Genomic DNA, 23,001 nt, shown 5'->3' with positions numbered 1-23,001 from the left:
TCTTAACAAATTTTAAGGAATTTGACTAGAAATTGGAAAGTGGTAAGTGAATTGCTTACCTCCATTTAGTGTTACGACAACAGATAATTGATTATTTTTAATGCGATAGTCTGATTGGCCCTGGTGAAATGAAATCTGCCCTTTCTTTACGACCGATTGTTTGGATGATTTTTTGGTCGGTGATGCCTTAGTGGCCTCCTCCGGATCAGCTTGTTTCTCAACCAAGTTTGGGGAATCTGTCTTAGAACTCCCTTCCTCGAGACGAGTTTGTTGGGCTATTTCTTGATCCTGACTAACTTTCTTTAATTGGATTTCCTGCTGGTACTCTGTCTTGACTTGCTCTGATACCATTTGAGCCATCATATAAGCAGTAGCTTCTTGCTTGGTTACTTGTACTAGTCGACTTTCAGCGAATTGTCTATTGAGATAGAGCTGGAGAATCAGGCTAAAGACAGCAAGCATTAAGAGAGCATAGAGCAGAACACCTGCCTTAATTCGTTTTTTCAAAAACATACCTAAAACTCCTTTCCTCCCCACTTTCAAATGTTACATCCAGCTGTATAATCTCGCCTTGTTGGGCGTAAGTAGCTGAATAAACCTTGTACAACATGGGCTGATAGCCCTGACCATTTGCATTTGTCTTGCGAAAATCATCTGCCACAGACTTGCCAAATGCCAATGATTTTTCCCCTTTGGTTAGGTACAACTTTCCAGAATCAACCCGATCAAGACTTGCTCCTTCCCATTCAACCCGTAATTGATCACAAAATAGTAACCACTGTTTTTCTACATAACGTTCTTGATAGCGAACCTCATGCGCTATCAATTTTGATAAACCTTCAACCACAAGCAAGCTGCCAGAAATTATGAGTAAGGCAATTAAACATTCCAAGAGGGTGAACGCGGCTAACTTAGTTTTTCTCAATCCGGATAACCTCCTTGCCTTCATGGTAAACGATAAGTTCACGAGATGTTCGTTGTACTGAAACTTCAACCTCGTTTAGCTCTAAATGGGATTCCCCTGTCTGAACTGCCATCTTTGCAACATTATAAACTTCTTGTTGGTACAAACTGTTTACTAGTTGCCTTCTTCCGGTATCTATAGCTGTCAAAATCAAGCTACAAATAGTTACCAGGGTGGCTAGGGCAACTAAACTTTCTAACAAGACATAGGCTCTACTCTTCAATTTTCTTATATCGACCACTCCCTATATATAGTTGATACTTGATTGTTTCATGACTCATCTTAAAACTGATTTTTTCCAAGGAAGAATTACCCCCATCATCCTGAAACACAATTGTTTTTTCTTCTATTATGGATACATTAGGTGGCAACGAAATGATTCGATAGCCATTTGATACTTCTTCTCCAGCTATACGAAGCGCTACCTTTTCTTGAGTTCTAGCGGCCAATTCTTGACTGTCTTTATACAAGGACTCAAACTCCAAAAGAAACACCTGCTCCTGCACTACCTGAAAAGCAGTATGCACCGACCCCGATAATAACAAAGCTAGAAAACAGACAACACCTAGTGTTAGTAAGCTCTCTAGAAGAGTAAAGGCCTTATTTTTTAGGTACATTATTATATTTTTCTAGTTGATCTTCGGTTATCATCTGTTGATTATATAATTCTTCTGCTGTTGGGCGAACACCATGGTCCAATTCATAAATATCCATTTGACTTTCAACAACTTTTACAACAGCTGCATTTCCGTCATTTTGTATTTTTTGCTTCTGCTTACTGAGATTTGGCACAAATAATAGCAAGAGAATACTAATAATTCCAAGTACGATTAACATTTCAATCAAAGTGAATCCTTTGACTTTCTTTTTCAACATTTTTTTCATTTTATAACTCCATATTCTGATAAATTGGCAGCAACATGGCTGCATAGATGAGAACGACCATTAAGGCCACAAAGAGAAAAACCAATGGTTGAATCAACTGCATGGCCCTATTAACACGAGTAAAAAATTCCTCCCAACACTCTGTTGCATACACAGATAACTCACTTCCTAATTTTGATTTGACTTGCCCATACTCAATCATTAGACTCAGCTCCCGTTTGAAAAAGCCATACGTTTGGATATGAGCATGGAAACTATGCCCATCAGAAAGCGAACGCTCTAAATCTTCACCAATCTCACGAAAAAGCTGTGATTTTTGTTCCTGCATCAAGCCCACAATCTGAGGCATATCAAGTCCCTGACCAATCAAGCTTCCCCACTCCCTCGCGTAATAGGCGGTCAAATAGGTTTGGATGAGTTTTCCGAAAAATGGCAGAGCTACTAAGCGAGAAAAAGCCTTGATTTTATTTGTTCTGCGATACCAAATAAGCCCACCTAAGACAGCAAGAAAGAAAAGGCCACAAAAGGATAAAAAGATTGTTGGCAAGTGTTGAATCAATATAGTCGCAACATTTCCTTCTTCCAACTGGGGCAACAAATAGTTTTTTAGTCCCAACATTATCAATAATAAAAAGGCAAGCAAGATGATTGGATAGGTTGCTACTTCTATCAATTTTTTACGCACCTTGCTAACATTTTCAAGATAAGATTGAATATGACTTAAACTCAGACTGGTATTGCCATGAACCTCCGCCAAGGCTACCTGGGTGACAACCGCATCCGAAAATCGTAAATCTCCCAAAAGACTTGAAAATGGCTTTCCTGCAAGAAGACCATCGGACAAAACTTGCGTGTATTGGTCAGCCAAGAGTTGACTCCGTTTGAGAAAATCGACAATTTCTCCCAAGTGAAATCCACTAGCAAAAAGATTGTTAAAGAGCTCAATCACCTTACGCTGTCGAACCAAGGACAATTTTTTCTGTTTCTGCCTGCCGAGGACTGATATGTCCTGCTGCAAGAAGGCAATCAATTTGCTCATTCCACTTGTCGGCGGAATGGTTTTGGTAGTTTCCTTTTGCAAAATCAACAACACCTCCTCCCCCTATTAGTCGTTGATAGGCAATTCCTTGAAGAGCATTATTCAATTCTTCAGGACTTACACCCAGTTCTAACATGCGAGCGTAGACACCAGCAACACTTCTAGCGTGAACTGTTGAGAAGACCGTTGCCCCTGTCAAACTAGCTCGAATCACTGCTCGAGCAGTTTCTGCATCTCGAATTTCTCCAATAATCAGTAAATCTGGTCGATGACGAAGTGATAGTTTGATGAGATTATCATAGGTAGCACCAATTGCCTCGTTGAGCTGGAGTTGGAGCATATCCTCCTGTTTGATTTCCACTGGATCTTCTATAGTTAGAATTTGCTTATCTGGAAATTTCAATCTCGCCAGCTGGTACATGAGTGTGGTCTTGCCAGAACCAACCGGCCCTGAAAAAAGATAGAGCCCTCGTCCCTTGATTTCTTGTGCAATTCTCTCCAATGCTCCAAACCAAAATTTAAGTTGTTGATCTTGATCATAGAGCAGACGAATGACCAAACTTTCTTTACCACGATAATCACCAACCGTTGATAACCGAAGGGAAATCTCCCCTGAGCCATAATTGTAGTCACAAGAGCCTTGCTGGCTACGCCGTTTTTCACCGACATTCAAACCCGCTAAAAACTTGAAATGACTAATAATGGCCACCACCTCATCTTCGGCTAATTCTTGAATATATTCCCGTTCATCCATTACTCGATGATAGACTTGGTAGTTTTCTCCCCTTGGAATCAAATAAATATCACTGACCCTTTCGACAACTGCTTCTTCAATCATTTTTCTTGCTTTTTCTTGAATCATATAACCTCCCTACTCCATTTATTCGTAAAACATATTGATTTGTGGCATATTTATGTTAGAATAGTAAAAAAGTTGTGGAGGTTTCCCATGAAAAGATTAAAAAAAGGCGACCACATACGCGTAGTCAGCCCATCTTCGTCTATTGAAAGAATTGGTGGCTTTGAGGCTAATGTAGCAGCTAAGGAAAGGTTAGAAGCACTTGGGTTCAGACACTCTTTTTCAGAACATTATTTTGAAAATGATATCTTTGACTCCGCTCCGATTGCTAGTCGTGTTGCGGACTTAGAAGTAGCCTTTGCGGATGAGACAGTTGATGCCATTCTGACAACCATTGGCGGTTTCAACTGCAATGAATTGTTGCCCTATCTGGATTTTGATTTGATTGCACAAAATCCGAAAATTTTCTGCGGTTATTCGGATACAACTGCCCTACTCAATGCCATCTACGCCAAGACAGGCATGCAAACTTATATGGGCCCAGCTTATTCCAGCTTTAAAATGGAGCAAGGGCAACAGTACCAAACAAGATCTTGGCTAAATGCAGTCACTCAGGATACCTATCAATTAACTCCAAGTCCTGAGTGGTCTAGCGATGCTTGGTACTTACCAGACGCCCCTCGCACCTTTTACCCAACAGAATGGAAAGTCTACAATCCGGGCCAGGCTAGCGGAACAGCTATTGGAGGAAATCTCTCTACTTTTGCGCTCTTACATGGTACTGAGTTCGTTCCGAAACCCGAAAAGTACATCTTGTTTCTTGAAGAAGCTGAAGAAGATCACTATACCGAATTTACAAGGCATTTTGCTGCGCTCTTACAAAACTATCCCAATCCCCAAGCCGTCCTCATTGGTCGTTTTCCTAAGGAAACCAAGATGACCCAGGAGATTTTGTTGGCGATTTTGGACAAGCACCCTATTCTCAAAAAAGTTCCTGTTTTGTACGATTTGGACTTTGCCCATACCCAACCTCTCTTTACCATTACAATCGGTGGACAGGTTGAACTCGACACCGAAGCCTTTTCTATCAGATTCAGCTAAAAAGGATTGCTCATTAGGGCAATCCTTTTATGAATCATAGTTCACACATTTTCCTTGTCTTAGTTTGCAAGCGCGAACTCTCGGTTGTTGCACCTGTTTAGCCGCAAGTCCAGCAGGCAAATTTTCCTTCGCTTCTATCAGCATAAGGGAGTGGAACCGTTGTAAATACTCATCACATTCTTCACACCAGTACTGATCTGATTCATCCCAAAAAGCGACCATTGTCCCATTTTTACTTTTTTTCATAGGAAAACTTTCTGAAAGTTTTACCCATTCCTTCTGAAAAGCAGATAGTGCATCCTCGTAACGTTCGTACGTCACTCTACTGACAACATCTTCTTCCCATCCATCTAAGAACCACCACGGTTCAAAATCTCCATACATCTTAATAACTTGATACATCATTTAACACTTCCTTTACCGTACACATTATATCGAAATTGTATGATAAAAAAAAACATTCTGCTTGTAGGATTCCTCACAAGCCAGACAAAAAAGAAAACACACCTCAAAAATGAGATGTGCATTCTGTTTATTCAGTGGCTGCAAGTTTTGCTTCTTCAGCAAGTTCTTCTGCTACTGTATCTTCAATGATTTCAACTTCATTGATGGCTTGTGGTTCAAGATTACGGTAGCGGGCCATACCTGTACCTGCTGGGATAATCTTACCGATAATAACGTTCTCTTTCAAACCAAGAAGGTTATCACGTTTACCACGAATGGCTGCATCAGTAAGGACACGAGTTGTTTCCTGGAAGGATGCGGCAGACAAGAATGAGTTGGTTTCAAGGGACGCTTTTGTGATACCCATAAGAACTGGACGAGCTGTTGCTGGAACACCACCAGCGATAACCACGTCAGCATTGGCATCTGTAAAGTCTGCAATATCCATGAGTGTACCCATAAGCAAATCTGTATCGCCTGGATCCATGACACGAACTTTACGAAGCATTTGGCGAACCATTACCTCAATGTGCTTGTCACCGATTTCTACACCCTGGCTACGGTAAACTTTTTGAACTTCAGAAAGAAGGTACGTTTCAACTGCCAAGACATCACGAACTTCAAGCAAGCGTTTTGGTTGGATAGAACCTTCAGTGAGGGCGCTACCTCTCGCAACTTGATCACCAACTTCGACTTTCATGCGGGCTGTAAATGGTACCACGTATTCGCCTTCGCCAGTTTTACCTTTAACAAAGACTTTCTTGGTACGAGTAGAAGCATCTTCTTCAATAGCGATGACTTCACCTTTAACCTCAGTGATAACTGCCTCCCCTTTCGGATTGCGCGCCTCAAAGATTTCTTGGACACGAGGAAGACCCTGAGTGATATCGCTGTTTGAGGCTACACCACCCGTGTGGAAGGTACGCATTGTAAGCTGTGTACCAGGCTCACCGATAGATTGGGCTGCAATCGTACCAACTGCTTCACCCACTTCAACCGCATCACCTGTCGCCAAGTTGATACCGTAACAATGACGGCAGACACCGTGACGAGTGTTACATGTAAATACGCTACGGATGGTTACTTGTTCAACACCTGCATTTACAATTTCACGGGCAATATCTTCCGTAATCAATTGGTTTGGACCAATGATAACGGCACCCGTTTCAGGATGTTTAACAGTTTTCTTAGTGTAACGACCTTGCAAACGCTCTTCAAGTGGCTCAATCATTTCCTTGCCATCTGTGATAGAACGGATGTCAAGACCACGGTCTGTTCCACAGTCGTCTTCACGAATAATAACGTCTTGGGCAACGTCAACCAAACGACGAGTCAGATAACCTGAGTCGGCTGTCTTCAAGGCCGTATCCGTCATACCCTTACGGGCACCGTGAGTTGAGAAGAACATTTCCAATACAGAAAGACCTTCACGGAAGTTAGACAAGATAGGCAATTCCATGATACGTCCGTTCGGAGCTGACATCAGACCACGCATACCAGCCAACTGGGAGAAGTTGGAAATGTTACCACGGGCACCAGAGTCCATCATCATAACGATTGGGTTCTTCGGATCTTGTTTTTCAACCAGACGTTTTTCCAATTTTTCCTTAGCTGAACGCCATTCATCTGTAACAGCTGCATAACGCTCATCATCCGTAATCATACCGCGGCGGAATTGTTTCTTGATTTGTTCTACACGTTCGTGAGATTCTTCAATGATTTCAGCCTTGTTGTCGATGACCGGAATATCGGCAATACCCACTGTCAAACCAGCAAGTGTTGAGTGATAGTAACCCAAGTCTTTCAAACGGTCAAGCAGGGCTGATGTTTCAGTTGTGCGGAAACGCTTGAAGATTTCAGCGATGATATTACCAAGATTTTTCTTCTTGAATGGTGGGTTGATTGGCAATTCTGCAATAGCAGCCTTGATATCTGATCCTGGTTCCAAGAAGTATTTATCTGGAGTTCCTTCTGTCAAGTTAGCATTATTTGGCTCTTGCAAGTATGGAAGTCCTTCTGGCATAATCGCGTTGAACAAGATTTTTCCGACAGTTGTCATCATGACCTTGTGTTTTTGGTTATCTTTCCAAGGTTTATCAAGGCTATCTGTTGCGATACCAACACGAGTATGCAAGTGAACATAGCCATTGCGGTAAGCCATAACAGCCTCATCTGCATCCTTGAAGACCATACCTTCACCTTCACGACCAGCATCTTCCATGGTCAAGTAGTAGTTACCCAAAACCATATCCTGAGATGGTGTTACGACTGGTTTACCATCTTTAGGGTTAAGGATGTGTTCTGCCGCAAGCATAAGGATTCGTGCTTCTGCTTGTGCTTCTTCTGACAATGGAACGTGAATCGCCATCTGGTCACCGTCAAAGTCGGCGTTGTAGGCTTCACAGACAAGCGGGTGCAAACGAAGGGCTTTACCGTCGATCAGAACTGGCTCAAAAGCCTGGATACCCAAACGGTGAAGGGTAGGTGCCCGGTTCAAAAGAACTGGGTGTTCTTTGATCACTTCTTCCAAGATATCCCAAATACGGTCATCACCACGTTCAATCAAACGTTTTGCAGCTTTTACGTTACCAGCAATATCACGGGCAACGATTTCGCGCATGACAAACGGTTTGAAGAGCTCGATAGCCATTTCACGTGGCACACCACATTGGTACATTTTAAGAGTTGGACCAACGGCGATAACGGAACGTCCTGAGAAGTCAACACGCTTACCAAGCAAGTTTTGACGGAAACGTCCTTGCTTACCTTTAAGCATGTGGCTGAGTGATTTAAGCGGACGGCTACCTGGTCCTGTGATTGGACGACCACGGCGACCGTTGTCAATCAAAGCATCCACAGCTTCTTGGAGCATACGTTTTTCGTTTTGTACGATGATACCTGGAGCGTTAAGTTCCAAGAGACGAGCCAAACGGTTGTTACGGTTGATAACACGGCGGTAGAGTTCGTTCAAGTCAGATGCGGCAAAACGGCCACCATCCAACTGAACCATCGGACGCAAATCTGGTGGAATAACTGGAAGGATATTGAGAATCATCCACTCAGGCTTGTTACCAGATTTGTAGAAGGCATCCAATACATCCAAACGACGCACTGCTTTAATGCGTTTCTGACCAGAAGCTGTTTTCAATTCTTCTTTCAAGGCTGCGATTTCTTTTGGAAGATCGACTTGTTTCAAGAGGTCTTGAATCGCTTCTGCACCCATTTTAGCAACGAATGAACCATAGCCATATTCACGCAAACGCTCACGGTATTCGCGCTCAGTCATGATTGACTTGTGCTCAAGCGGTGTATCTTTCGGATCAATCACTACGTAAGCTGCGAAGTAGATAACTTCCTCAAGCGCACGTGGGCTCATATCCAAGGTCAAGCCCATACGACTTGGAATACCTTTGAAATACCAAATGTGTGAAATTGGTGCTTTCAACTCAATGTGTCCCATACGTTCACGACGTACTTTTGCACGAGTCACTTCAACACCACAGCGGTCACAAGTAATCCCTTTATAACGGATACGCTTGTATTTACCACATGAACACTCCCAGTCTTTTGTTGGACCAAAGATGACTTCGTCAAAGAGTCCATCACGTTCTGGTTTAAGTGTACGATAGTTGATTGTTTCAGGTTTTTTAACCTCACCGTAAGACCATGAACGAACCTTACTTGGTGAAGCTAACGTGATTTGCATACTTTTAAATCGATTTACGTCAACCACTAATAATCCCTTTCTTTTCTTGTGAGAGGCTGGATTCCCATACCTCAAATTCTTGAACAATAATCAGCAGAATGGGTAGCTGGTAAGCTATTTTTCTATAAATCAGACGGAGGAAGACCGTTGGTTCTTATCTCTTTCAGTTCTGAGATTTGGACCAACTTGTTCCATCCATTCTAATTATTCTTTGCCTTCTGCTTCTTCTGCTGCAAAGGCTGCGGCTGCGTCAGCTGCGGCTTTTGCACGTGCTTTTTCAAGATCATCTACGTGGATGATGTCATCATCTTCACCTTCATCAAGGTCACGCAATTCTACTTCATTGTTGTCTTCATCAAGGACACGCATATCCAAACCAAGTGATTGCAATTCTTTGACAAGAACGCGGAATGATTCTGGAACACCTGGTTTTGGAATTGGTTTACCTTTGGTGATGGCTTCATAGGCTTTAAGACGGCCTGTCACATCATCTGACTTGTAAGTCAAGATTTCTTGAAGGACGTTAGAAGCACCGTAGGCTTCAAGGGCCCAAACCTCCATCTCACCGAAACGCTGACCACCAAACTGAGCCTTACCTCCGAGTGGCTGTTGGGTAACGAGTGAGTATGGTCCGACTGAACGGGCGTGAAGCTTGTCGTCAACCATGTGGTGAAGCTTGATCATGTACATGACACCGACAGATACACGGTTATCAAATGGCTCACCTGTACGTCCATCGTAAAGAATGGTTTTGGCATCTGAATCCATACCTGCTTCTTTAACAGTTGACCAGAGGTCTTCTGAACTTGCACCATCGAAAACTGGTGTTGCGATATGAATACCCAAGTTGCGAGCCGCCATACCCAAGTGAAGTTCCATAACCTGACCGATGTTCATACGTGATGGCACCCCGAGTGGGTTCAACATGATGTCAACTGGTGTTCCGTCTGGAAGATATGGCATATCCTCAACAGGTACAATACGTGAAACGACACCCTTGTTACCGTGACGACCGGCCATCTTATCTCCGACCTTGATCTTACGTTTTTGAGCGATGTAAACACGAACCAACATGTTAACACCTGATTGCAATTCATCACCGTTGGCACGAGTAAAGATTTTCACATCACGAACGACACCATCGGCACCGTGAGGTACACGAAGAGAAGTATCACGTACTTCACGTGACTTGTCACCGAAGATAGCGTGTAAGAGGCGCTCTTCAGCAGAAAGATCTTTCTCACCTTTTGGTGTGACTTTACCAACAAGAATGTCGCCCTCTTTAACTTCGGCACCAATACGGATAATCCCCATTTCATCCAAGTTGCGAAGAGCATCTTCACCAACGTTTGGAATTTCGCGTGTGATTTCTTCAGGGCCTAACTTGGTATCGCGTGTTTCTGATTCGTATTCTTCCAAGTGAACAGATGTATAGACATCGTCTTTCACAAGACGTTCAGACATGATAACCGCATCCTCGAAGTTGTAACCTTCCCACGTCATGTAGGCAACGATAGGGTTTTGACCAAGAGCCATTTCCCCATTTTCCATAGAAGGTCCATCTGCGATGAAGTCGCCTTTTTCTACGACGTCGCCCAATTTTACAAGGGTACGTTGGTTGTAGGCAGTACCAGAGTTTGAACGACGGAATTTAGAAATGTGGTAGACATCAAGCGAGCCATCTTCACGACGCACTTCTACCTTGTCCGCATCTGCGTAAACAACCTTACCATCGTGTTGAGCGATGATTGCCGCACCTGAGTCGTGGGCAGCCTGGTATTCCATACCAGTACCAACGTAAGGTGCTTTTGGATCAATCAATGGAACAGCCTGACGTTGCATGTTGGCACCCATGAGGGCACGGTTGGAGTCATCGTTTTCCAAGAAAGGAATACATGCTGTCGCAACGGCAACTACCTGCTTAGGAGAAACATCCATGAAATCTGCTGAATCTGCTGGGAACTCTTGGTTGTTACCTTGGTGACGTCCCATAACAATCTTATCAACGAAACGGTTGTTTTCATCAAGTGGAGATGTTGATTGTGCTACGATGTAGGCATCTTCTTCATCCGCTGTCAACCAAACGATTTCGTTTGTAACTGTACCAGTTGCACGGTCGATCTTGCGGTATGGTGTTTGGATGAAGCCATACTTGTTGAGGTGTCCATAAGAAGACAAGTTGTTGATCAAACCGATGTTAGGTCCCTCAGGCGTTTCAATAGGACACATACGACCATAGTGAGTGTAGTGAACGTCTCGAACCTCATAACCAGCACGGTCACGAGTCAAACCACCAGGTCCTAAGGCTGACAAACGGCGTTTGTGAGACAACTCAGAAAGTGGGTTGTGTTGGTCCATGAACTGTGACAACTGAGATGAACCAAAGAATTCTTTGATTGCGGCTGTAACAGGACGGATATTGATGATTTGTTGTGGCGTCAATACTTCATTGTCTTGAACAGACATACGCTCACGCAAGTTACGTTCCATACGAGTCAAACCGATACGTACTTGGTTAGCAAGCAATTCACCAACGGCACGAATACGACGGTTCCCCAAGTGGTCAATATCATCTACACGACCAAGACCCTCAGCCAAGTTGAGGAAGTAGCTCATTTCAGCCAAGATGTCCGCAGGTGTTACTGTACGTACGTTTTCTGCTGGATTCGCATTACCAATCACCGTCACAACACGTTCTGGATCCTTAGGAGCTACAATCTTGAATTTCTGTAAAAGAACTGGCTCAAGAAGAACAGCGTTGTCATTTGGAATATATTCTACCAAGTTGAGCTCATCGAATTGTGCTTCTACTTTTTCAAGCACATCACGACTCAATACAGTACCAGCTTCCAAGACGATTTCGCCTGTCTCACCGTTAATCACATGCTCAGCAAGTGTTTGGTTGAGCAAACGAGTACGAAGGTTGAGTTTTTTATTGATTTTATAACGACCAACAGGTGCCAAGTCGTAACGACGTGGATCAAAGAAACGAGCTGTTAAAAGGCTACGAGAGCTTTCAGCTGTCTTTGGTTCACCTGGACGAAGGCGCTCATAGATTTCCTTAAGTGCTTCATCTGTACGAGAATCTGCTGGGTTTTTATGAATATCTTTTTCGATGGTATTGCGAACCAATTCGCTATCACCGAAGATGTCAAAGATTTCATCATCGCCTGAGAAACCAAGCGCACGAACAAGCGTTGTGAATGGAATCTTACGCGTACGGTCAATACGAGTGTAGGCAATGTCTTTTGAATCTGTTTCCAATTCCAACCAAGCTCCACGGTTAGGAATAACCGTTGAACCATAACCTACTTTACCGTTCTTATCTACTTTATCATTGAAGTAGACACCTGGTGAACGAACCAACTGAGAAACGATGATACGCTCTGCACCGTTGATGATGAAGGTACCCATTTCAGTCATGATTGGAAACTCACCGAAGAAGACTTCTTGAGTCTTGATTTCGCCAGTTTCTTTATTCACCAGACGGAAAGTTACATAGATTGGAGCTGAGTAGTTCGCATCATGCGCACGCGCCTCTTCCAATGTATATTTAGGTTCTTTCAATTCATAACCAACGAATTCCAATTCCATGGTATCCGTAAAGTTTGAAACTGGAAGTACATCTTCAAAGACTTCTTTCAAACCATAATCTAAAAAGTCTTGGAAAGAGTCCGTTTGGATTTCAATCAAATTTGGTAAATCAAGAACTTCCTTGATTCTTGAAAAACTACGACGGGTACGGTGCTTACCGTACTGAACTTCATGTCCTGCCAAGTTAATTCTCCTCTATTTTTCTATTGATTTTTCTGCAAAATCAAACACATTTGCCTTTTGTTAGAATTTTTAGAATCTTTAAGAATAGGTGACAATTCTCAAAAAACTTCTTCATAGACACAAAAAGAGCAGCTAAATCTTCCTTTTAAAAAGTGTGATTTAACTGCTGCAAGCCTTGCTTGGACAATATTTCAAACAAGACACACGACAAATAATTTATACAATTATAGCACAAGAACTAGAATAAATCAACTATCTACTTTCTCCTTATTCCCCTTGTTGGATAGGGTAATAAGACTCCTGGCTACTTCCAGATTCTCTTGAAATCATTCTAGTTTATCTAGAATTACTACTTGATGTAGTTGTTGATCTTGATGAACTTGTGGTTGTACCATTCGTTGAACCAAACACAGTTGCCCAAGCTTTTGAATAATCACTCTCTGTACCACCAACCATAAATTTGTAGCTAGTAACAGGTGCGCCATTCTTCGCCCAATAACTCGTTGTCAAGGCACCGCTTACCGTAAATTGGCGACCATTTACTTGCGTTGTTCCCGGACGTTGACCTGTGGAAGCAACTACACTGGAAGAGATGACACTTTTATCAAGTTCAAATTTCCCTGCAAACATATTTGAATCAACATTATATAACGCATCTACCATGTATGCAACATATTGAGAATTATTGTGGTATCCCGTCCAAACATACATTTCTGAATTATCATCATTACCAGCCCATGTTCCTAATGTAACTTTCGGAGTTGATAACATTAGCCAGACATCGTTTACCTCATTACTAGTTCCTGTTTTACCAACAAAATCTGAAGTAGCAGCTTGAGGATTCAAACTATTTAGTCGACTCCTAAATGTAGTAGTATATCCAGAATTAACTACTTGCCTCAACAATTGGTTCATGATGCTTGCAGTCGCTTTTGAGTATACTTGAACAGGTGCCGCCTCATGCTGATACACTACTGTTCCATCTGTAGCTGTGATATTTTCAACAATGTAGTGTTTATTATAAACACCCCCATTGGCCAACGTCTGATAGGCGTTGGTATTCGTCAATACAGAGATTTCAACCCCTCCGCCCAACGGTACACTTTCAATATCATACATCGGAATATGATAGTTCATCTTTTCCATATATTCCTTGGCGTTAACACCTGCATTTTGAATCATCTTGTAGGTCCAGAATGCAGGAATGTTTACAGACATATCAATAGCCGTCTGTAAATTCATCATTCCTGTACCTTTACTAGTACCATACATAATTGGTTGACCACTTGAAAAATTGGTTGGGTAATTTGACAAAATACTAGCCGATCCAATCAACCCTTGATCAATTGCAATACCATATGCAAGCAGTGGTTTAATTGTCGAAGCTGGTGAGCGAAGTGTATCAAATGCATGATTGTTTTGATTGCTATCATAATCTCGTCCACCAACAAAGCCTAAAATCGCCCCTGTTGTATTATCCAATAAGACACTTCCAGTCTCAACATATGTATTACCATCATCTAATACACTACCATAGTTTGCGACAACGGATTGCATTGTATCGTAAATCGTCTTATTTACAGTGCTTTTTACAGTATATCCGCCCTGACTAAGTTCGATCCTTGCTTTTTCTTCATACTCTGTCCGAATATCATCATTTTTCAAATCATTTTCAGAAACATTGTCACGTTTGACCAAATAATCAAACATAACCTGCTCTGCCTCTTCCATGACCTCGTAATAAAGATAGTCTTTTGTATCCTTCGTTACGGGTGCAGGCGCCTTGAAATCCTGAGTGATATCGTATGCTTTATATGTTTCGTAGTCTTCTTTTGACAGAAAACTTGCCCTGTACATATTGAATAAAACATCCTGATATCGCTCCAGACCATAAACCATATCTTCGTCTGGCTTTCTAGTTCCATCTGAAGCATACGGTGAATAAACAATCGGACTTTGAGGCAATCCAGCGATGAATGCCGCTTGAGGAACTGTCAAGTCTTTTGCAGATTTTCCAAAAATACCCTGAGCAGCTTCTTCAACCCCAGCTATATTTTTCCCTTGATTATTTCTACCAAAGGGAGCCACATTGAGGTAGGTCGTTAAAATTTCCTCTTTACTCATATTACGTTCTAAGGCTAACGCAGCCACAATCTCGTTTGCTTTACGAGTAAAAGTTGGCGCATCCCCTACTAACTGCTGTTTTATCAGCTGTTGCGTTAATGTCGAACCACCTGTAGATGATCCTAGTCCCACAGAACCTAATGCTGCGCGCAACACTGCCTTAGGAACAATCCCATTATGACTTTCAAAAGTTACGTCTTCTGTAGCAATAACTGCTTGTTTTAAGTATTCAGAAATATCATCTGTGCCAATCGGAATTCGTAGCAAATCTGAATTTACTTCTGAAATAAGAGTACCATCTGAATAGACGAGTTTAGACACGCTACTGACATTTGAAACTTCCTTTAACAATTCCTCTGTCTTTGGAACTTCAACTTTGTCGAAAAGACTTACAACAAAACCAACCCCAATACCTGCTCCTAAAATCCCAAAGAGAAGTATTAATACTGTAACTGAGTTCAATAAGAGCTTCAGTGAACGGAGAAGTACTCCTACTAGATCACCTAAATTGAGGACACTATTTTTCTTTTGATTATCTTGTTTTTCTGATTTAGTCGCCATAGTAACTCCTTATCATACCATTATACCAAAATATGTTTATTTTCCGCAATTTCATGGTATAATAGGAGGGAATTTTTTAATACAAAGTTCGACCCAAATACTTTAAAATATGACTTGGGTCTAACTATTCAATCAAAAGGAGACAGCCTACATGAACATTTTTGAAGAACTGAAAGCTCGCGGCCTGGTCTTTCAAACGACAGACGAAGAAGCCTTGGTAAAAGCATTGACAGAAGGGCAAGTATCCTATTATTCTGGCTACGACCCAACTGCCGACAGCCTGCATTTGGGGCATTTGGTGCCAATCCTCGTCTGCCGTCACTTGCAATTAGCAGGGCACAAACCTTACGCTCTAGTTGGTGGAGCTACTGGTCTGATTGGCGACCCTTCCTTCAAGGATGCGGAGCGGAGCTTGCAAACCAAAGATACAGTAGACGGTTGGGTAACAAAGATCCAAGGTCAGCTCTCTCGCTTCTTGGATTTTGAAAATGGTGATAACAAGGCCGAAATGGTCAATAACTACGACTGGTTCTCAGATATTAGCTTCATTGACTTCCTTCGTGATGTCGGTAAATACTTCACTGTCAACTACATGATGAGCAAAGATTCTGTAAAAAAACGGATTGAAACAGGAATTTCTTACACTGAATTTGCCTACCAAATCATGCAAGGGTATGATTTCTATGAGTTGAATGATAAGCATAATGTTACATTGCAAATTGGTGGTTCAGATCAATGGGGCAATATGACCGCCGGCACGGAATTGCTACGTCGCAAAGCTGATAGAACTGGTCACGTGATGACTGTTCCTCTCATTACCGACTCAACCGGTAAGAAGTTTGGTAAGTCGGAAGGTAACGCTGTTTGGCTTGATGCCGACAAGACTTCACCGTATGAAATGTACCAATTCTGGCTCAATGTCATGGACGACGATGCCGTTCGTTTCTTGAAAATCTTTACTTTCTTGTCACTTGATGAGATTGCTGAGATTGAAGAAAAATTTGATGCTGCCCGTCATGAACGCCTAGCTCAGAAGATTTTGGCTAAGGAAGTCGTGACATTGGTCCACGGTGAAGACGCCTATAACCAAGCACTTAACATCACCGAGCAATTGTTCGCTGGCAACATCAAAAACCTATCCGCAAAAGAACTTAAACAGGGCCTCAGCAACGTTCCAAACTACGCTGTCCAGGCTGAAGACAACCTCAACATCGTTGAACTCTTAGTTACCTCTGGTATTGTCAACTCAAAACGCCAGGCTCGTGAAGACGTAGCAAATGGTGCCATCTATGTCAACGGTGAGCGTGTGCAGGATTTGGACTATACTCTTTCTGACAGCGACAAGATTGACGGCGAGTTGACCGTTATCCGTCGTGGGAAGAAGAAATATTCTGTTTTGACTTATTAATATTTTTCAAGGAAATCCTATGTGATTTCCTTTTCTGCTAACCTAGGAGAAAAGACATGACCTGCATTTTTTGTCACCAACTCAATGATAATGACATTCTCTACCAGACGGAACATCTCAAGGTCGTCTGGGATATTGACCCTGTCCAAACTGGACATCTACTGATTATCAGCAAGAAACACTATGACACGCTCCACCAAGTCCCTCCTGCTGTTCGCTATGAACTGTCGGACTTGGAAGTCTTATTGACTGAAAAACTCTGTCAAGCATTGGCAATTGACGGTGTGACCATAGCTTGCAATGATCGCTTGTTTGATGCTGGTACCCATTTCCATGTCCACCTGATTCCACGCTTTCGATCAGACGGTTTCTGGGACCAAATTTTGCTTGCACAAGTGCAACTGGATCTGACTCACTTTCTCAAAGCATTATAAAAAGCAACTCGACGGCTGCTTTTACTCCTACACTAATTCTACCACCTCATAGACAGTATCTTCCAAGGCTTCTTTATAACGCTCCAAGCTATGTTCCACAGAAGTTTGTACTTCTGCTAACTGCTCTTCCAACTGGATTGATACCTCATCTACCCCATCCATTTCCAAGAAATGATTGGTCACATGCTTCACACAGTTTTGACAAGATAAATTTTTCAATTTCAAGGTTTGTTTCATGATTTTTCTCCTCGTTCTTTCACAATAAAAATAAAAAGTAGCACAACTCTAAAGGTTTGCAAATTGAGCAAACTCTGTTCACACCCTTAAGCCAAAGATTGAACTCTGGTACTTACTCCTTTTCAAGTAACACCACTCAAATTTTACACTCATTTAATCAACACACCTTATGTCGATTTTTGAAGTGTTTGATGATGACCACAAGTACATTGACCTGGCAGACACTGACAGACAATACTCTCAGGTGCCGTCTTTTGTAACTGCGAGATTTTGCCGGCGATATTCTCAAGGCTTTTTTGGGAAAATGTCCCTGTGTCCAGCAGCTTTTCAACCAGTTGCCCCTGCTTCGTGGAGCATATGGTAGCCAATAAGAGCTCCACCTGCCCCTGCAAATGTTCCTCTTCACTAATCAGCGGATAATAGTGATACTTGCTTGTTTCCTTGGTCATACGCAAATAGTTTTTCTTCCGCAGTCGCCCCAAAAGTGTCTTAATAGTCGTCGCCTGCCAATCAAATCCCTCCTGCAAGGCCTGGATAATTTCCTGAGAAGTCGTTCCCGGCTGCGCCCACAGAACCCGCATCACCTGCCACTCTGCAGCTGAAATAGCTTGCTCCACAATCTCACCTCCATGAATCTATTTCTACAATTTCAGTTTACAACTGTAGTCAAAAAATGTCAAGAAGAAAGACTGAACCTCTCGTCCAGTCTTTTTTCTCTTAATGAGCCAGCATTTCCTGACCAATTTCCAAACCAGTCAAACCAACAGGGTAGTAAGTCGGCCAGTTTTCCAATTCTTCCAAAAGCTTATCTTGACTCTCTCCACCAAAATAGATATGGAAGTGACCTGTTTTAACAGGGGCAATATTGTGATCGCTAAATTGAACATACTTGTAGTTTCCTGCATTTTCATCTGTTGCCTCAAACAAGAAACGAACGCCACGATTTCCTTTTTTGTAGGTCAAAATCTTATAACCCACATACTTATACGTGAATTTTTCTTTCTTATCTCCCACTACAAATTCCATGGTATTATCTGTAATGTTAATTTGATTAACATCTGTTTTGTAGCCTGTATCGTAATATGCCTTATACTCATCAGCTGTCATATCGCCTTTCAGTTTAGCCTTATAATCCCAGACTTGATCTAAGGTCCCATCAAGCAAATATGGATAAACAGATTGCCATTCGCCTGCATAGTCTGAGAGTGTACGATCTTTTACAGCACTGTCTTCAAAATACCCATTATAGACCGTTTGTGCAGTCTCAGCCCCATCCTCTGGTAGAATTTCAGAACCAGCTTGAGAAGTTGTTTTTTCAAGGGCAGTCAGATTATCTTCCATAACAGAAATATAATCCTTACCATTTTTCATATCTTCATCTGTCAAACTTTCAAGAGGATTCAGAACATCTAGCTGAACACCTGTTTCATTTGCGAGTGTTTCAGCAACAGATTTCGACGCATTTTCTTCAAAGTATATATACTTGATTCCATATTTGTTGATATAGTCGGTCAATTCGGCTAACCGCGAAGGGGTAGGATCTTCATCCGCAGCAACACCTGTGATTGAAACTTGTTTCAAACCATAATCTAAAGCCAAATATGCAAAAGCTGTATGTTGAGTAACAAAATACTTCTGTTTAGCGGCAGATAATGTCTCAGAATATTTAGCATCCAATGCATCTAATTTCTCAATATAGGCTGCCGCATTTGTTTCAAAAGTAACTTCCTTTTCTGGGTATTTAGCTACCAAACTATCACGAATAGATTCTACAAGAGTAATTGCACGTGCAGGAGACAACCACACATGCGGATCATAAGCATGGCTATGCCCCTCCTCACTATGGTCATGATCCTCACCTTCTTCACTACCTGGTAACAAGAGCATCCCTTCCGTTGCACTAATCACACTGACCTTTGAGGTGTCAATAGATTTCTCAACATCATGAACCCATGTTTCCATATTTTCATTTTCGTAAACAAAAACATCAGTTTCTTGAATCCGAGCAATATCTTTTGCTGAAGGTTCATAATCATGAACTTCTGTTCCAGCCTTAACCAACAGATCAACATTTGCCTCATCACCTGCCACCTGCTTGGTGAACTCATAAACAGGATAAAAGGTTGTTACAATATTCAACTTCCCATCTTCAGAAGCTGTGCTATTGCCACAAGCTCCTAAAAGCAAAGCTGAAATAGACACAAATAGCAATCCAACTTTTTTCATCATAACTCCTTATTTTTTAAATTTTTGAACAACATTCACCAGTAAGAAAATACTAATGAAAATCAAGGTAATACTTGCACTTGCTGGGGTTTCTGCATAATAGGATGTCATCAAACCTGTCACCATTCCTAAAAAGCCAATTGCCATCCCCGTAAAGATAACAGCTTTAAAACTCTTACCAAGTCGTAAGGCAATAGAAGCAGGTAGAACCATAATGGTTGAAACCAATAAAGCCCCCGCAGCAGGAATCATAAGAGCAATCGCAACACCAGTAACTACATTAAAGGCAATGGACATGGCTCTAACAGGCAATCCATCTACAAATGCGGTATCTTCATCAAAGGTAAGAATATACATAGGACGTAAAAATAACAACGTCAATAGAATAACAATCAAAGCAATCACAAATAAAGCAACTACTTGCTCTTGACTAATTGTTACAATCGAACCAAAAAGGTATTGTTCCAAACTAAGTCCAGACTTTCCTCCTGATTTATTCATAACAATTAACGAAATCGCCAAACCAGTCGACATAAGAATTGCCGTTCCGATTTCCATAAAGTTTTTATAAATAGTCCTCAAATATTCCAAAAATACAGCCGCCACAATAACGACAAGAACAGTCGAAAGAGTAGGCGAAATACCCAAAACCAAACCGAATGCAACACCAGCTAAAGAAACGTGACTGAGGGTATCTGACATTAGGCTTTGACGCCTAAGGATTAAGAAAACCCCTAGGATCGGTGAAAAGAAACTCATGGCAATAATCGCCAGAAAAGCGCGTTGCATGAAGTCGTAATTAAATACAGATAAATCAAACATGGGCAACCTCCTCATCTGTTTCATGAACATTGAAACAACGCCAAGGAGACTGTTGATCACGAACCAGGTGAATATTACGATCAGCGTATTTATTCAATTCATCGGGATCATGAGTAATCATCAATACAGACTTACCATGCTTTTTGGCTGAGTGATGCATGAGCTGGTAAAAGGCATCCTTTGTCCCTGCATCCATACCAGTAGTAGGCTCATCCAGAATAAAAATATCTGGATCAGAGGCAAACATACGCGCAATGACAGCACGTTGCTTCTGCCCACCACTCAAGGCACCTAAGCGCTTATCCCGATGTTCCCACATTCCAACTGATTCCAGACTTATCCGAACATGTTCCTCATCATGAGCTGTCAATCGACGGAACCACCCTTGCCGAGGGTAACGACCAGATTTTACAAACTCATAAACTGTACTCGGAAAGCCAGCATTAAAACTTGCTATCTGCTGAGGTAAGTAAGCCATTCGTAATTTCTTACCTTTTATACTTTTTTCTGCAATAATGACCTTTCCATGTTTTGGCTTTAATATCCCTAAAGTTGCTTTAATTAGAGTAGATTTCGCCGCCCCATTCTCACCAGTTAATGTAACGAATTCACCACTATCTAAATGGTAATGGATATTTTCCAAAACTGGCTCCTTGTCGTAGTAAAACGACAAATCTTCCACAGTAATATATCTCATTTATTTTCTAATTTTCTCCACTAACTCATTCAAAAATCTTGCAATCAGCTCTTGTTCGTCAAGACTATAATTACCTAACAGTTCTTCATATGCTTCCAAAGTATGGGCATGATGATGCGCATGCTCCGCAGCAATAGGTTTTGCAGCCTCAGTCAGACTAAAACGAACAATACGTGCATCCTTTGAATCCTTTACTGCTACTAATAAGCCCTGAGCAACCAAAGATTTAGTAGCCTTTGTAATAGCGGCTTGACTAACATTCAGCTGCTTTGCAATTTCAGTATTAGTATACGCAGCTTTTTCAATCAGCATCAAAATATGCTCCTGCGTATTCGTCAACTTCACCGTACTTTGACAAGAACCAACCAATATTTCCAACTGGTTCTCAGAACTCAAAACAATTTCATGCAAACACTTCTCAATATCTAATGCAAATTGGCTCATAAACACATCCTTAACCTTTTAATTAACTTGTTAAGTATATCATACTAACAAGAAAAAAACAAGAAAAAAATATTTAAAAGCTAACTTATCAAAGTAAGTACTAGTCTGACATGAAAACTAGAAACTAGACTGAGACTAAAAATAAGGTAGAACTTAAAAACAACAAAGTACGTTTAGAATTAAAGAGGTTAGTTGAAAATGGTAAATAAAAATCAGAAAATTGTGTATATTATACTCCGTCGGATTAACCAACTAGATAAAGAGAATAGTAATTTTTTAGGGCTCAACTTTAAATTTTATAACCTCAAAACAAAAGACAAGGCTTAGAAACCTTGTCTTTTAAACTATACCGGCGGCCGGGGTCGAACCGGCACGTCCTTGCGGACACTGGATTTTGAGTCCAGCGCGTCTGCCAATTCCGCCACGCCGGCATATAGTTAAACTGGGGTAGCTGGATTCGAACCAACGCATGAGGGAGTCAAAGTCCCTTGCCTTACCGCTTGGCGATACCCCAATACTAAAATAGGCGAGTGAGGGGAATCGAACCCCCGAATGTCAGAGCCACAATCTGATGTGTTAACCACTTCACCACACCCGCCATAGAACACGGGCAGTAGGAATTGAACCCACACTGAAGGTTTTGGAGACCTTAGTTCTACCTTTAAACTATGCCCGTAAAGGTATGGAGAGAGAGGGATTCGAACCCCCGAACCCGAAGGAGCGGATTTACAGTCCGCCGCGTTTAGCCTCTTCGCTATCTCTCCAAAATATTAAGTTAATGGCGCGAGACGGAATCGAACCGCCGACACATGGAGCTTCAATCCATTGCTCTACCAACTGAGCTACCGAGCCATAATCCACAATATAAATAGAATTGCGGGAGCAGGATTTGAACCTACGACCTTCGGGTTATGAGCCCGACGAGCTACCTAGCTGCTCCATCCCGCGATAGTAAGTAAAGGAGGATGTGGGATTCGAACCCACGCACGCTTTTACACGCCTGACGGTTTTCAAGACCGTTCCCTTCAGCCGGACTTGGGTAATCCTCCACATTATAGTCCGTACGGGATTCGAACCCGTGTTACCGCCGTGAAAAGGCGGTGTCTTAACCCCTTGACCAACGGACCATAAATAAAGACTTCTCTTTACTCCGCCAACAGGGCTCGAACCTGTGACATCATGATTAACAGTCATGCGCTCTACCAACTGAGCTATGGCGGAATATAGCTAAGCGACTACCGTATCTAACAGGGGGCAACCCCCAACTACTTCAGGCGTTCTAGGGCTTAACTGCTGTGTTCGGCATGGGTACAGGTGTATCTCCTAGGCTATC

Annotated in this window: 20 protein-coding genes, 10 tRNA genes and 1 rRNA gene; 3 read left to right on the top strand and 28 right to left on the bottom strand. The window is 42.0% G+C overall.

Features of this window, described 5'->3' with window-relative positions:
* Positions 1 to 12: 12 nt before the first annotated feature.
* From comGG to comGA, 7 genes are read right to left on the bottom strand one after another with little or no spacing between them, the layout of a single operon-like run.
* Positions 13 to 513, bottom strand: a complete 501-nt coding sequence (gene comGG / locus K6V43_RS07870) for a competence type IV pilus minor pilin ComGG (RefSeq protein ID WP_222382520.1) — start codon at positions 511 to 513, stop codon at positions 13 to 15.
* Positions 491 to 925 (bottom strand): competence type IV pilus minor pilin ComGF, encoded by a 435-nt coding sequence (gene comGF, locus K6V43_RS07865; RefSeq protein ID WP_222382518.1) that lies wholly within the window; start codon positions 923 to 925, stop codon positions 491 to 493. The genes comGG and comGF overlap by 23 nt, the downstream gene beginning before the upstream one ends.
* Positions 912 to 1,205 (bottom strand): competence type IV pilus minor pilin ComGE, encoded by a 294-nt coding sequence (gene comGE / locus K6V43_RS07860; protein WP_024404786.1) that lies wholly within the window; start codon positions 1,203 to 1,205, stop codon positions 912 to 914. The genes comGF and comGE overlap by 14 nt, the downstream gene beginning before the upstream one ends.
* Positions 1,177 to 1,581, bottom strand: a complete 405-nt coding sequence (comGD, locus tag K6V43_RS07855) for a competence type IV pilus minor pilin ComGD (RefSeq protein WP_222382516.1) — start codon at positions 1,579 to 1,581, stop codon at positions 1,177 to 1,179. The genes comGE and comGD overlap by 29 nt, the downstream gene beginning before the upstream one ends.
* The gene (gene comGC / locus K6V43_RS07850; protein WP_160864047.1) at positions 1,565 to 1,849 is read right to left on the bottom strand and encodes a competence type IV pilus major pilin ComGC; all 285 of its coding nucleotides are present in this window, start codon (positions 1,847 to 1,849) and stop codon (positions 1,565 to 1,567) included. The genes comGD and comGC overlap by 17 nt, the downstream gene beginning before the upstream one ends.
* Position 1,850: 1 nt before the next feature.
* Positions 1,851 to 2,888, bottom strand: coding sequence for a competence type IV pilus assembly protein ComGB (gene comGB / locus K6V43_RS07845; protein ID WP_050572985.1), 1,038 nt, complete (start codon positions 2,886 to 2,888; stop codon positions 1,851 to 1,853).
* Complete coding sequence (gene comGA, locus K6V43_RS07840) at positions 2,800 to 3,750, bottom strand: competence type IV pilus ATPase ComGA (protein ID WP_222382515.1); 951 nt, start codon at positions 3,748 to 3,750, stop codon at positions 2,800 to 2,802. The genes comGB and comGA overlap by 89 nt, the downstream gene beginning before the upstream one ends.
* 87 nt (positions 3,751 to 3,837) lie before the next feature.
* On the opposite strand from comGA, the gene K6V43_RS07835 reads away from it, so the two are divergent.
* Positions 3,838 to 4,788 (top strand): S66 family peptidase, encoded by a 951-nt coding sequence (locus K6V43_RS07835; protein WP_222382514.1) that lies wholly within the window; start codon positions 3,838 to 3,840, stop codon positions 4,786 to 4,788.
* Between the two features lie 27 nt (positions 4,789 to 4,815).
* On the opposite strand, the gene K6V43_RS07830 is transcribed toward K6V43_RS07835, so the two are convergent.
* The 4 genes from K6V43_RS07830 to pbp1b form a co-directional block, all read right to left on the bottom strand.
* Positions 4,816 to 5,190, bottom strand: a complete 375-nt coding sequence (locus K6V43_RS07830) for a DUF1033 family protein (RefSeq protein WP_222382535.1) — start codon at positions 5,188 to 5,190, stop codon at positions 4,816 to 4,818.
* 130 nt (positions 5,191 to 5,320) lie between these two features.
* Positions 5,321 to 8,965 carry a DNA-directed RNA polymerase subunit beta' gene (rpoC, locus tag K6V43_RS07825; protein ID WP_222382513.1) on the bottom strand — a complete coding sequence of 1,215 codons (3,645 nt, stop codon included), beginning with the start codon at positions 8,963 to 8,965 and terminating at the stop codon, positions 5,321 to 5,323.
* A gap of 177 nt (positions 8,966 to 9,142) precedes the next feature.
* On the bottom strand, positions 9,143 to 12,715 hold the full coding sequence (gene rpoB, locus K6V43_RS07820; protein ID WP_024385118.1) for a DNA-directed RNA polymerase subunit beta: 3,573 nt from the start codon (positions 12,713 to 12,715) through the stop codon (positions 9,143 to 9,145).
* A 336-nt stretch (positions 12,716 to 13,051) separates the two neighbouring features.
* Positions 13,052 to 15,400 (bottom strand): penicillin-binding protein PBP1B, encoded by a 2,349-nt coding sequence (gene pbp1b, locus K6V43_RS07815; protein WP_222382512.1) that lies wholly within the window; start codon positions 15,398 to 15,400, stop codon positions 13,052 to 13,054.
* 151 nt (positions 15,401 to 15,551) lie between these two features.
* Between pbp1b and tyrS the strand changes: the two genes are divergently transcribed.
* On the top strand, positions 15,552 to 16,808 hold the full coding sequence (tyrS, locus tag K6V43_RS07810) for a tyrosine--tRNA ligase (RefSeq protein ID WP_222382511.1): 1,257 nt from the start codon (positions 15,552 to 15,554) through the stop codon (positions 16,806 to 16,808).
* Between the two features lie 56 nt (positions 16,809 to 16,864).
* Complete coding sequence (locus K6V43_RS07805; protein WP_222382510.1) at positions 16,865 to 17,242, top strand: HIT family protein; 378 nt, start codon at positions 16,865 to 16,867, stop codon at positions 17,240 to 17,242.
* Between the two features lie 27 nt (positions 17,243 to 17,269).
* Here the strand turns inward: K6V43_RS07805 and K6V43_RS07800 are convergent, their stop codons facing one another.
* The 17 genes from K6V43_RS07800 to rrf form a co-directional block, all read right to left on the bottom strand.
* Positions 17,270 to 17,479: a heavy-metal-associated domain-containing protein gene (locus tag K6V43_RS07800; protein ID WP_024392655.1), complete on the bottom strand. Its 210-nt coding sequence runs from the start codon at positions 17,477 to 17,479 to the stop codon at positions 17,270 to 17,272.
* 167 nt (positions 17,480 to 17,646) lie between these two features.
* The gene (locus K6V43_RS07795; protein WP_222382509.1) at positions 17,647 to 18,096 is read right to left on the bottom strand and encodes a CopY/TcrY family copper transport repressor; all 450 of its coding nucleotides are present in this window, start codon (positions 18,094 to 18,096) and stop codon (positions 17,647 to 17,649) included.
* A gap of 100 nt (positions 18,097 to 18,196) precedes the next feature.
* A complete protein-coding gene (locus tag K6V43_RS07790) occupies positions 18,197 to 19,705 on the bottom strand; it encodes a zinc ABC transporter substrate-binding protein AdcA (protein ID WP_222382508.1) in 1,509 nt (502 codons plus the stop codon).
* A 9-nt stretch (positions 19,706 to 19,714) separates the two neighbouring features.
* Complete coding sequence (locus K6V43_RS07785) at positions 19,715 to 20,527, bottom strand: metal ABC transporter permease (RefSeq protein ID WP_024392652.1); 813 nt, start codon at positions 20,525 to 20,527, stop codon at positions 19,715 to 19,717.
* Positions 20,520 to 21,224, bottom strand: a complete 705-nt coding sequence (locus tag K6V43_RS07780) for a metal ABC transporter ATP-binding protein (RefSeq protein WP_222382507.1) — start codon at positions 21,222 to 21,224, stop codon at positions 20,520 to 20,522. The genes K6V43_RS07785 and K6V43_RS07780 overlap by 8 nt, the downstream gene beginning before the upstream one ends.
* Positions 21,225 to 21,668 carry a zinc-dependent MarR family transcriptional regulator gene (locus tag K6V43_RS07775; protein WP_024404807.1) on the bottom strand — a complete coding sequence of 148 codons (444 nt, stop codon included), beginning with the start codon at positions 21,666 to 21,668 and terminating at the stop codon, positions 21,225 to 21,227.
* Positions 21,669 to 22,015: 347 nt separating this feature from the next.
* A tRNA-Leu gene (locus K6V43_RS07770) sits at positions 22,016 to 22,099 on the bottom strand.
* A gap of 11 nt (positions 22,100 to 22,110) precedes the next feature.
* Positions 22,111 to 22,182: transfer RNA gene (locus K6V43_RS07765), tRNA-Gln, on the bottom strand.
* A gap of 11 nt (positions 22,183 to 22,193) precedes the next feature.
* A tRNA-His gene (locus K6V43_RS07760) sits at positions 22,194 to 22,266 on the bottom strand.
* 7 nt (positions 22,267 to 22,273) lie between these two features.
* Positions 22,274 to 22,344 (bottom strand) — tRNA-Trp (locus tag K6V43_RS07755).
* A gap of 7 nt (positions 22,345 to 22,351) precedes the next feature.
* Positions 22,352 to 22,432: transfer RNA gene (locus tag K6V43_RS07750), tRNA-Tyr, on the bottom strand.
* A 15-nt stretch (positions 22,433 to 22,447) separates the two neighbouring features.
* Positions 22,448 to 22,520: transfer RNA gene (locus K6V43_RS07745), tRNA-Phe, on the bottom strand.
* 22 nt (positions 22,521 to 22,542) lie between these two features.
* Positions 22,543 to 22,616, bottom strand: a tRNA-Met gene (locus K6V43_RS07740).
* A gap of 11 nt (positions 22,617 to 22,627) precedes the next feature.
* Positions 22,628 to 22,717: transfer RNA gene (locus K6V43_RS07735), tRNA-Ser, on the bottom strand.
* Positions 22,718 to 22,723: 6 nt separating this feature from the next.
* Positions 22,724 to 22,795 (bottom strand) — tRNA-Glu (locus tag K6V43_RS07730).
* 21 nt (positions 22,796 to 22,816) lie between these two features.
* Positions 22,817 to 22,889, bottom strand: a tRNA-Asn gene (locus tag K6V43_RS07725).
* Positions 22,890 to 22,894: 5 nt separating this feature from the next.
* Positions 22,895 to 23,001, bottom strand: a 5S ribosomal RNA gene (rrf, locus tag K6V43_RS07720); the annotation flags it as partial.

Source organism: Streptococcus suis (assembly GCF_019794615.1).
Lineage (GTDB): Bacteria > Bacillota > Bacilli > Lactobacillales > Streptococcaceae > Streptococcus > Streptococcus suis_AI.
The sequence above is the reverse complement of the archived record's forward strand: the minus strand, read 5'-3'. Positions and strand labels throughout refer to the sequence as shown.

What these genes read in the sequence shown, in the direction of transcription:
- comGB (WP_050572985.1), bottom strand. Translation starts at nt 2,888, where the DNA reads ATGAGCAAATTGATTGCCTTCTTGCAGCAGGACATATCAGTCCTCGGC.
- comGA (WP_222382515.1), bottom strand. Translation starts at nt 3,750, where the DNA reads ATGATTCAAGAAAAAGCAAGAAAAATGATTGAAGAAGCAGTTGTCGAA.
- K6V43_RS07785 (WP_024392652.1), bottom strand. Translation starts at nt 20,527, where the DNA reads ATGTTTGATTTATCTGTATTTAATTACGACTTCATGCAACGCGCTTTT.
- K6V43_RS07805 (WP_222382510.1), top strand. Translation starts at nt 16,865, where the DNA reads ATGACCTGCATTTTTTGTCACCAACTCAATGATAATGACATTCTCTAC.
- comGG (WP_222382520.1), bottom strand. Translation starts at nt 513, where the DNA reads ATGTTTTTGAAAAAACGAATTAAGGCAGGTGTTCTGCTCTATGCTCTC.
- comGC (WP_160864047.1), bottom strand. Translation starts at nt 1,849, where the DNA reads ATGAAAAAAATGTTGAAAAAGAAAGTCAAAGGATTCACTTTGATTGAA.
- K6V43_RS07800 (WP_024392655.1), bottom strand. Translation starts at nt 17,479, where the DNA reads ATGAAACAAACCTTGAAATTGAAAAATTTATCTTGTCAAAACTGTGTG.
- K6V43_RS07775 (WP_024404807.1), bottom strand. Translation starts at nt 21,668, where the DNA reads ATGAGCCAATTTGCATTAGATATTGAGAAGTGTTTGCATGAAATTGTT.
- pbp1b (WP_222382512.1), bottom strand. Translation starts at nt 15,400, where the DNA reads ATGGCGACTAAATCAGAAAAACAAGATAATCAAAAGAAAAATAGTGTC.
- K6V43_RS07830 (WP_222382535.1), bottom strand. Translation starts at nt 5,190, where the DNA reads ATGTATCAAGTTATTAAGATGTATGGAGATTTTGAACCGTGGTGGTTC.
- K6V43_RS07790 (WP_222382508.1), bottom strand. Translation starts at nt 19,705, where the DNA reads ATGAAAAAAGTTGGATTGCTATTTGTGTCTATTTCAGCTTTGCTTTTA.
- tyrS (WP_222382511.1), top strand. Translation starts at nt 15,552, where the DNA reads ATGAACATTTTTGAAGAACTGAAAGCTCGCGGCCTGGTCTTTCAAACG.
- K6V43_RS07835 (WP_222382514.1), top strand. Translation starts at nt 3,838, where the DNA reads ATGAAAAGATTAAAAAAAGGCGACCACATACGCGTAGTCAGCCCATCT.
- K6V43_RS07780 (WP_222382507.1), bottom strand. Translation starts at nt 21,224, where the DNA reads ATGAGATATATTACTGTGGAAGATTTGTCGTTTTACTACGACAAGGAG.
- comGD (WP_222382516.1), bottom strand. Translation starts at nt 1,581, where the DNA reads ATGTACCTAAAAAATAAGGCCTTTACTCTTCTAGAGAGCTTACTAACA.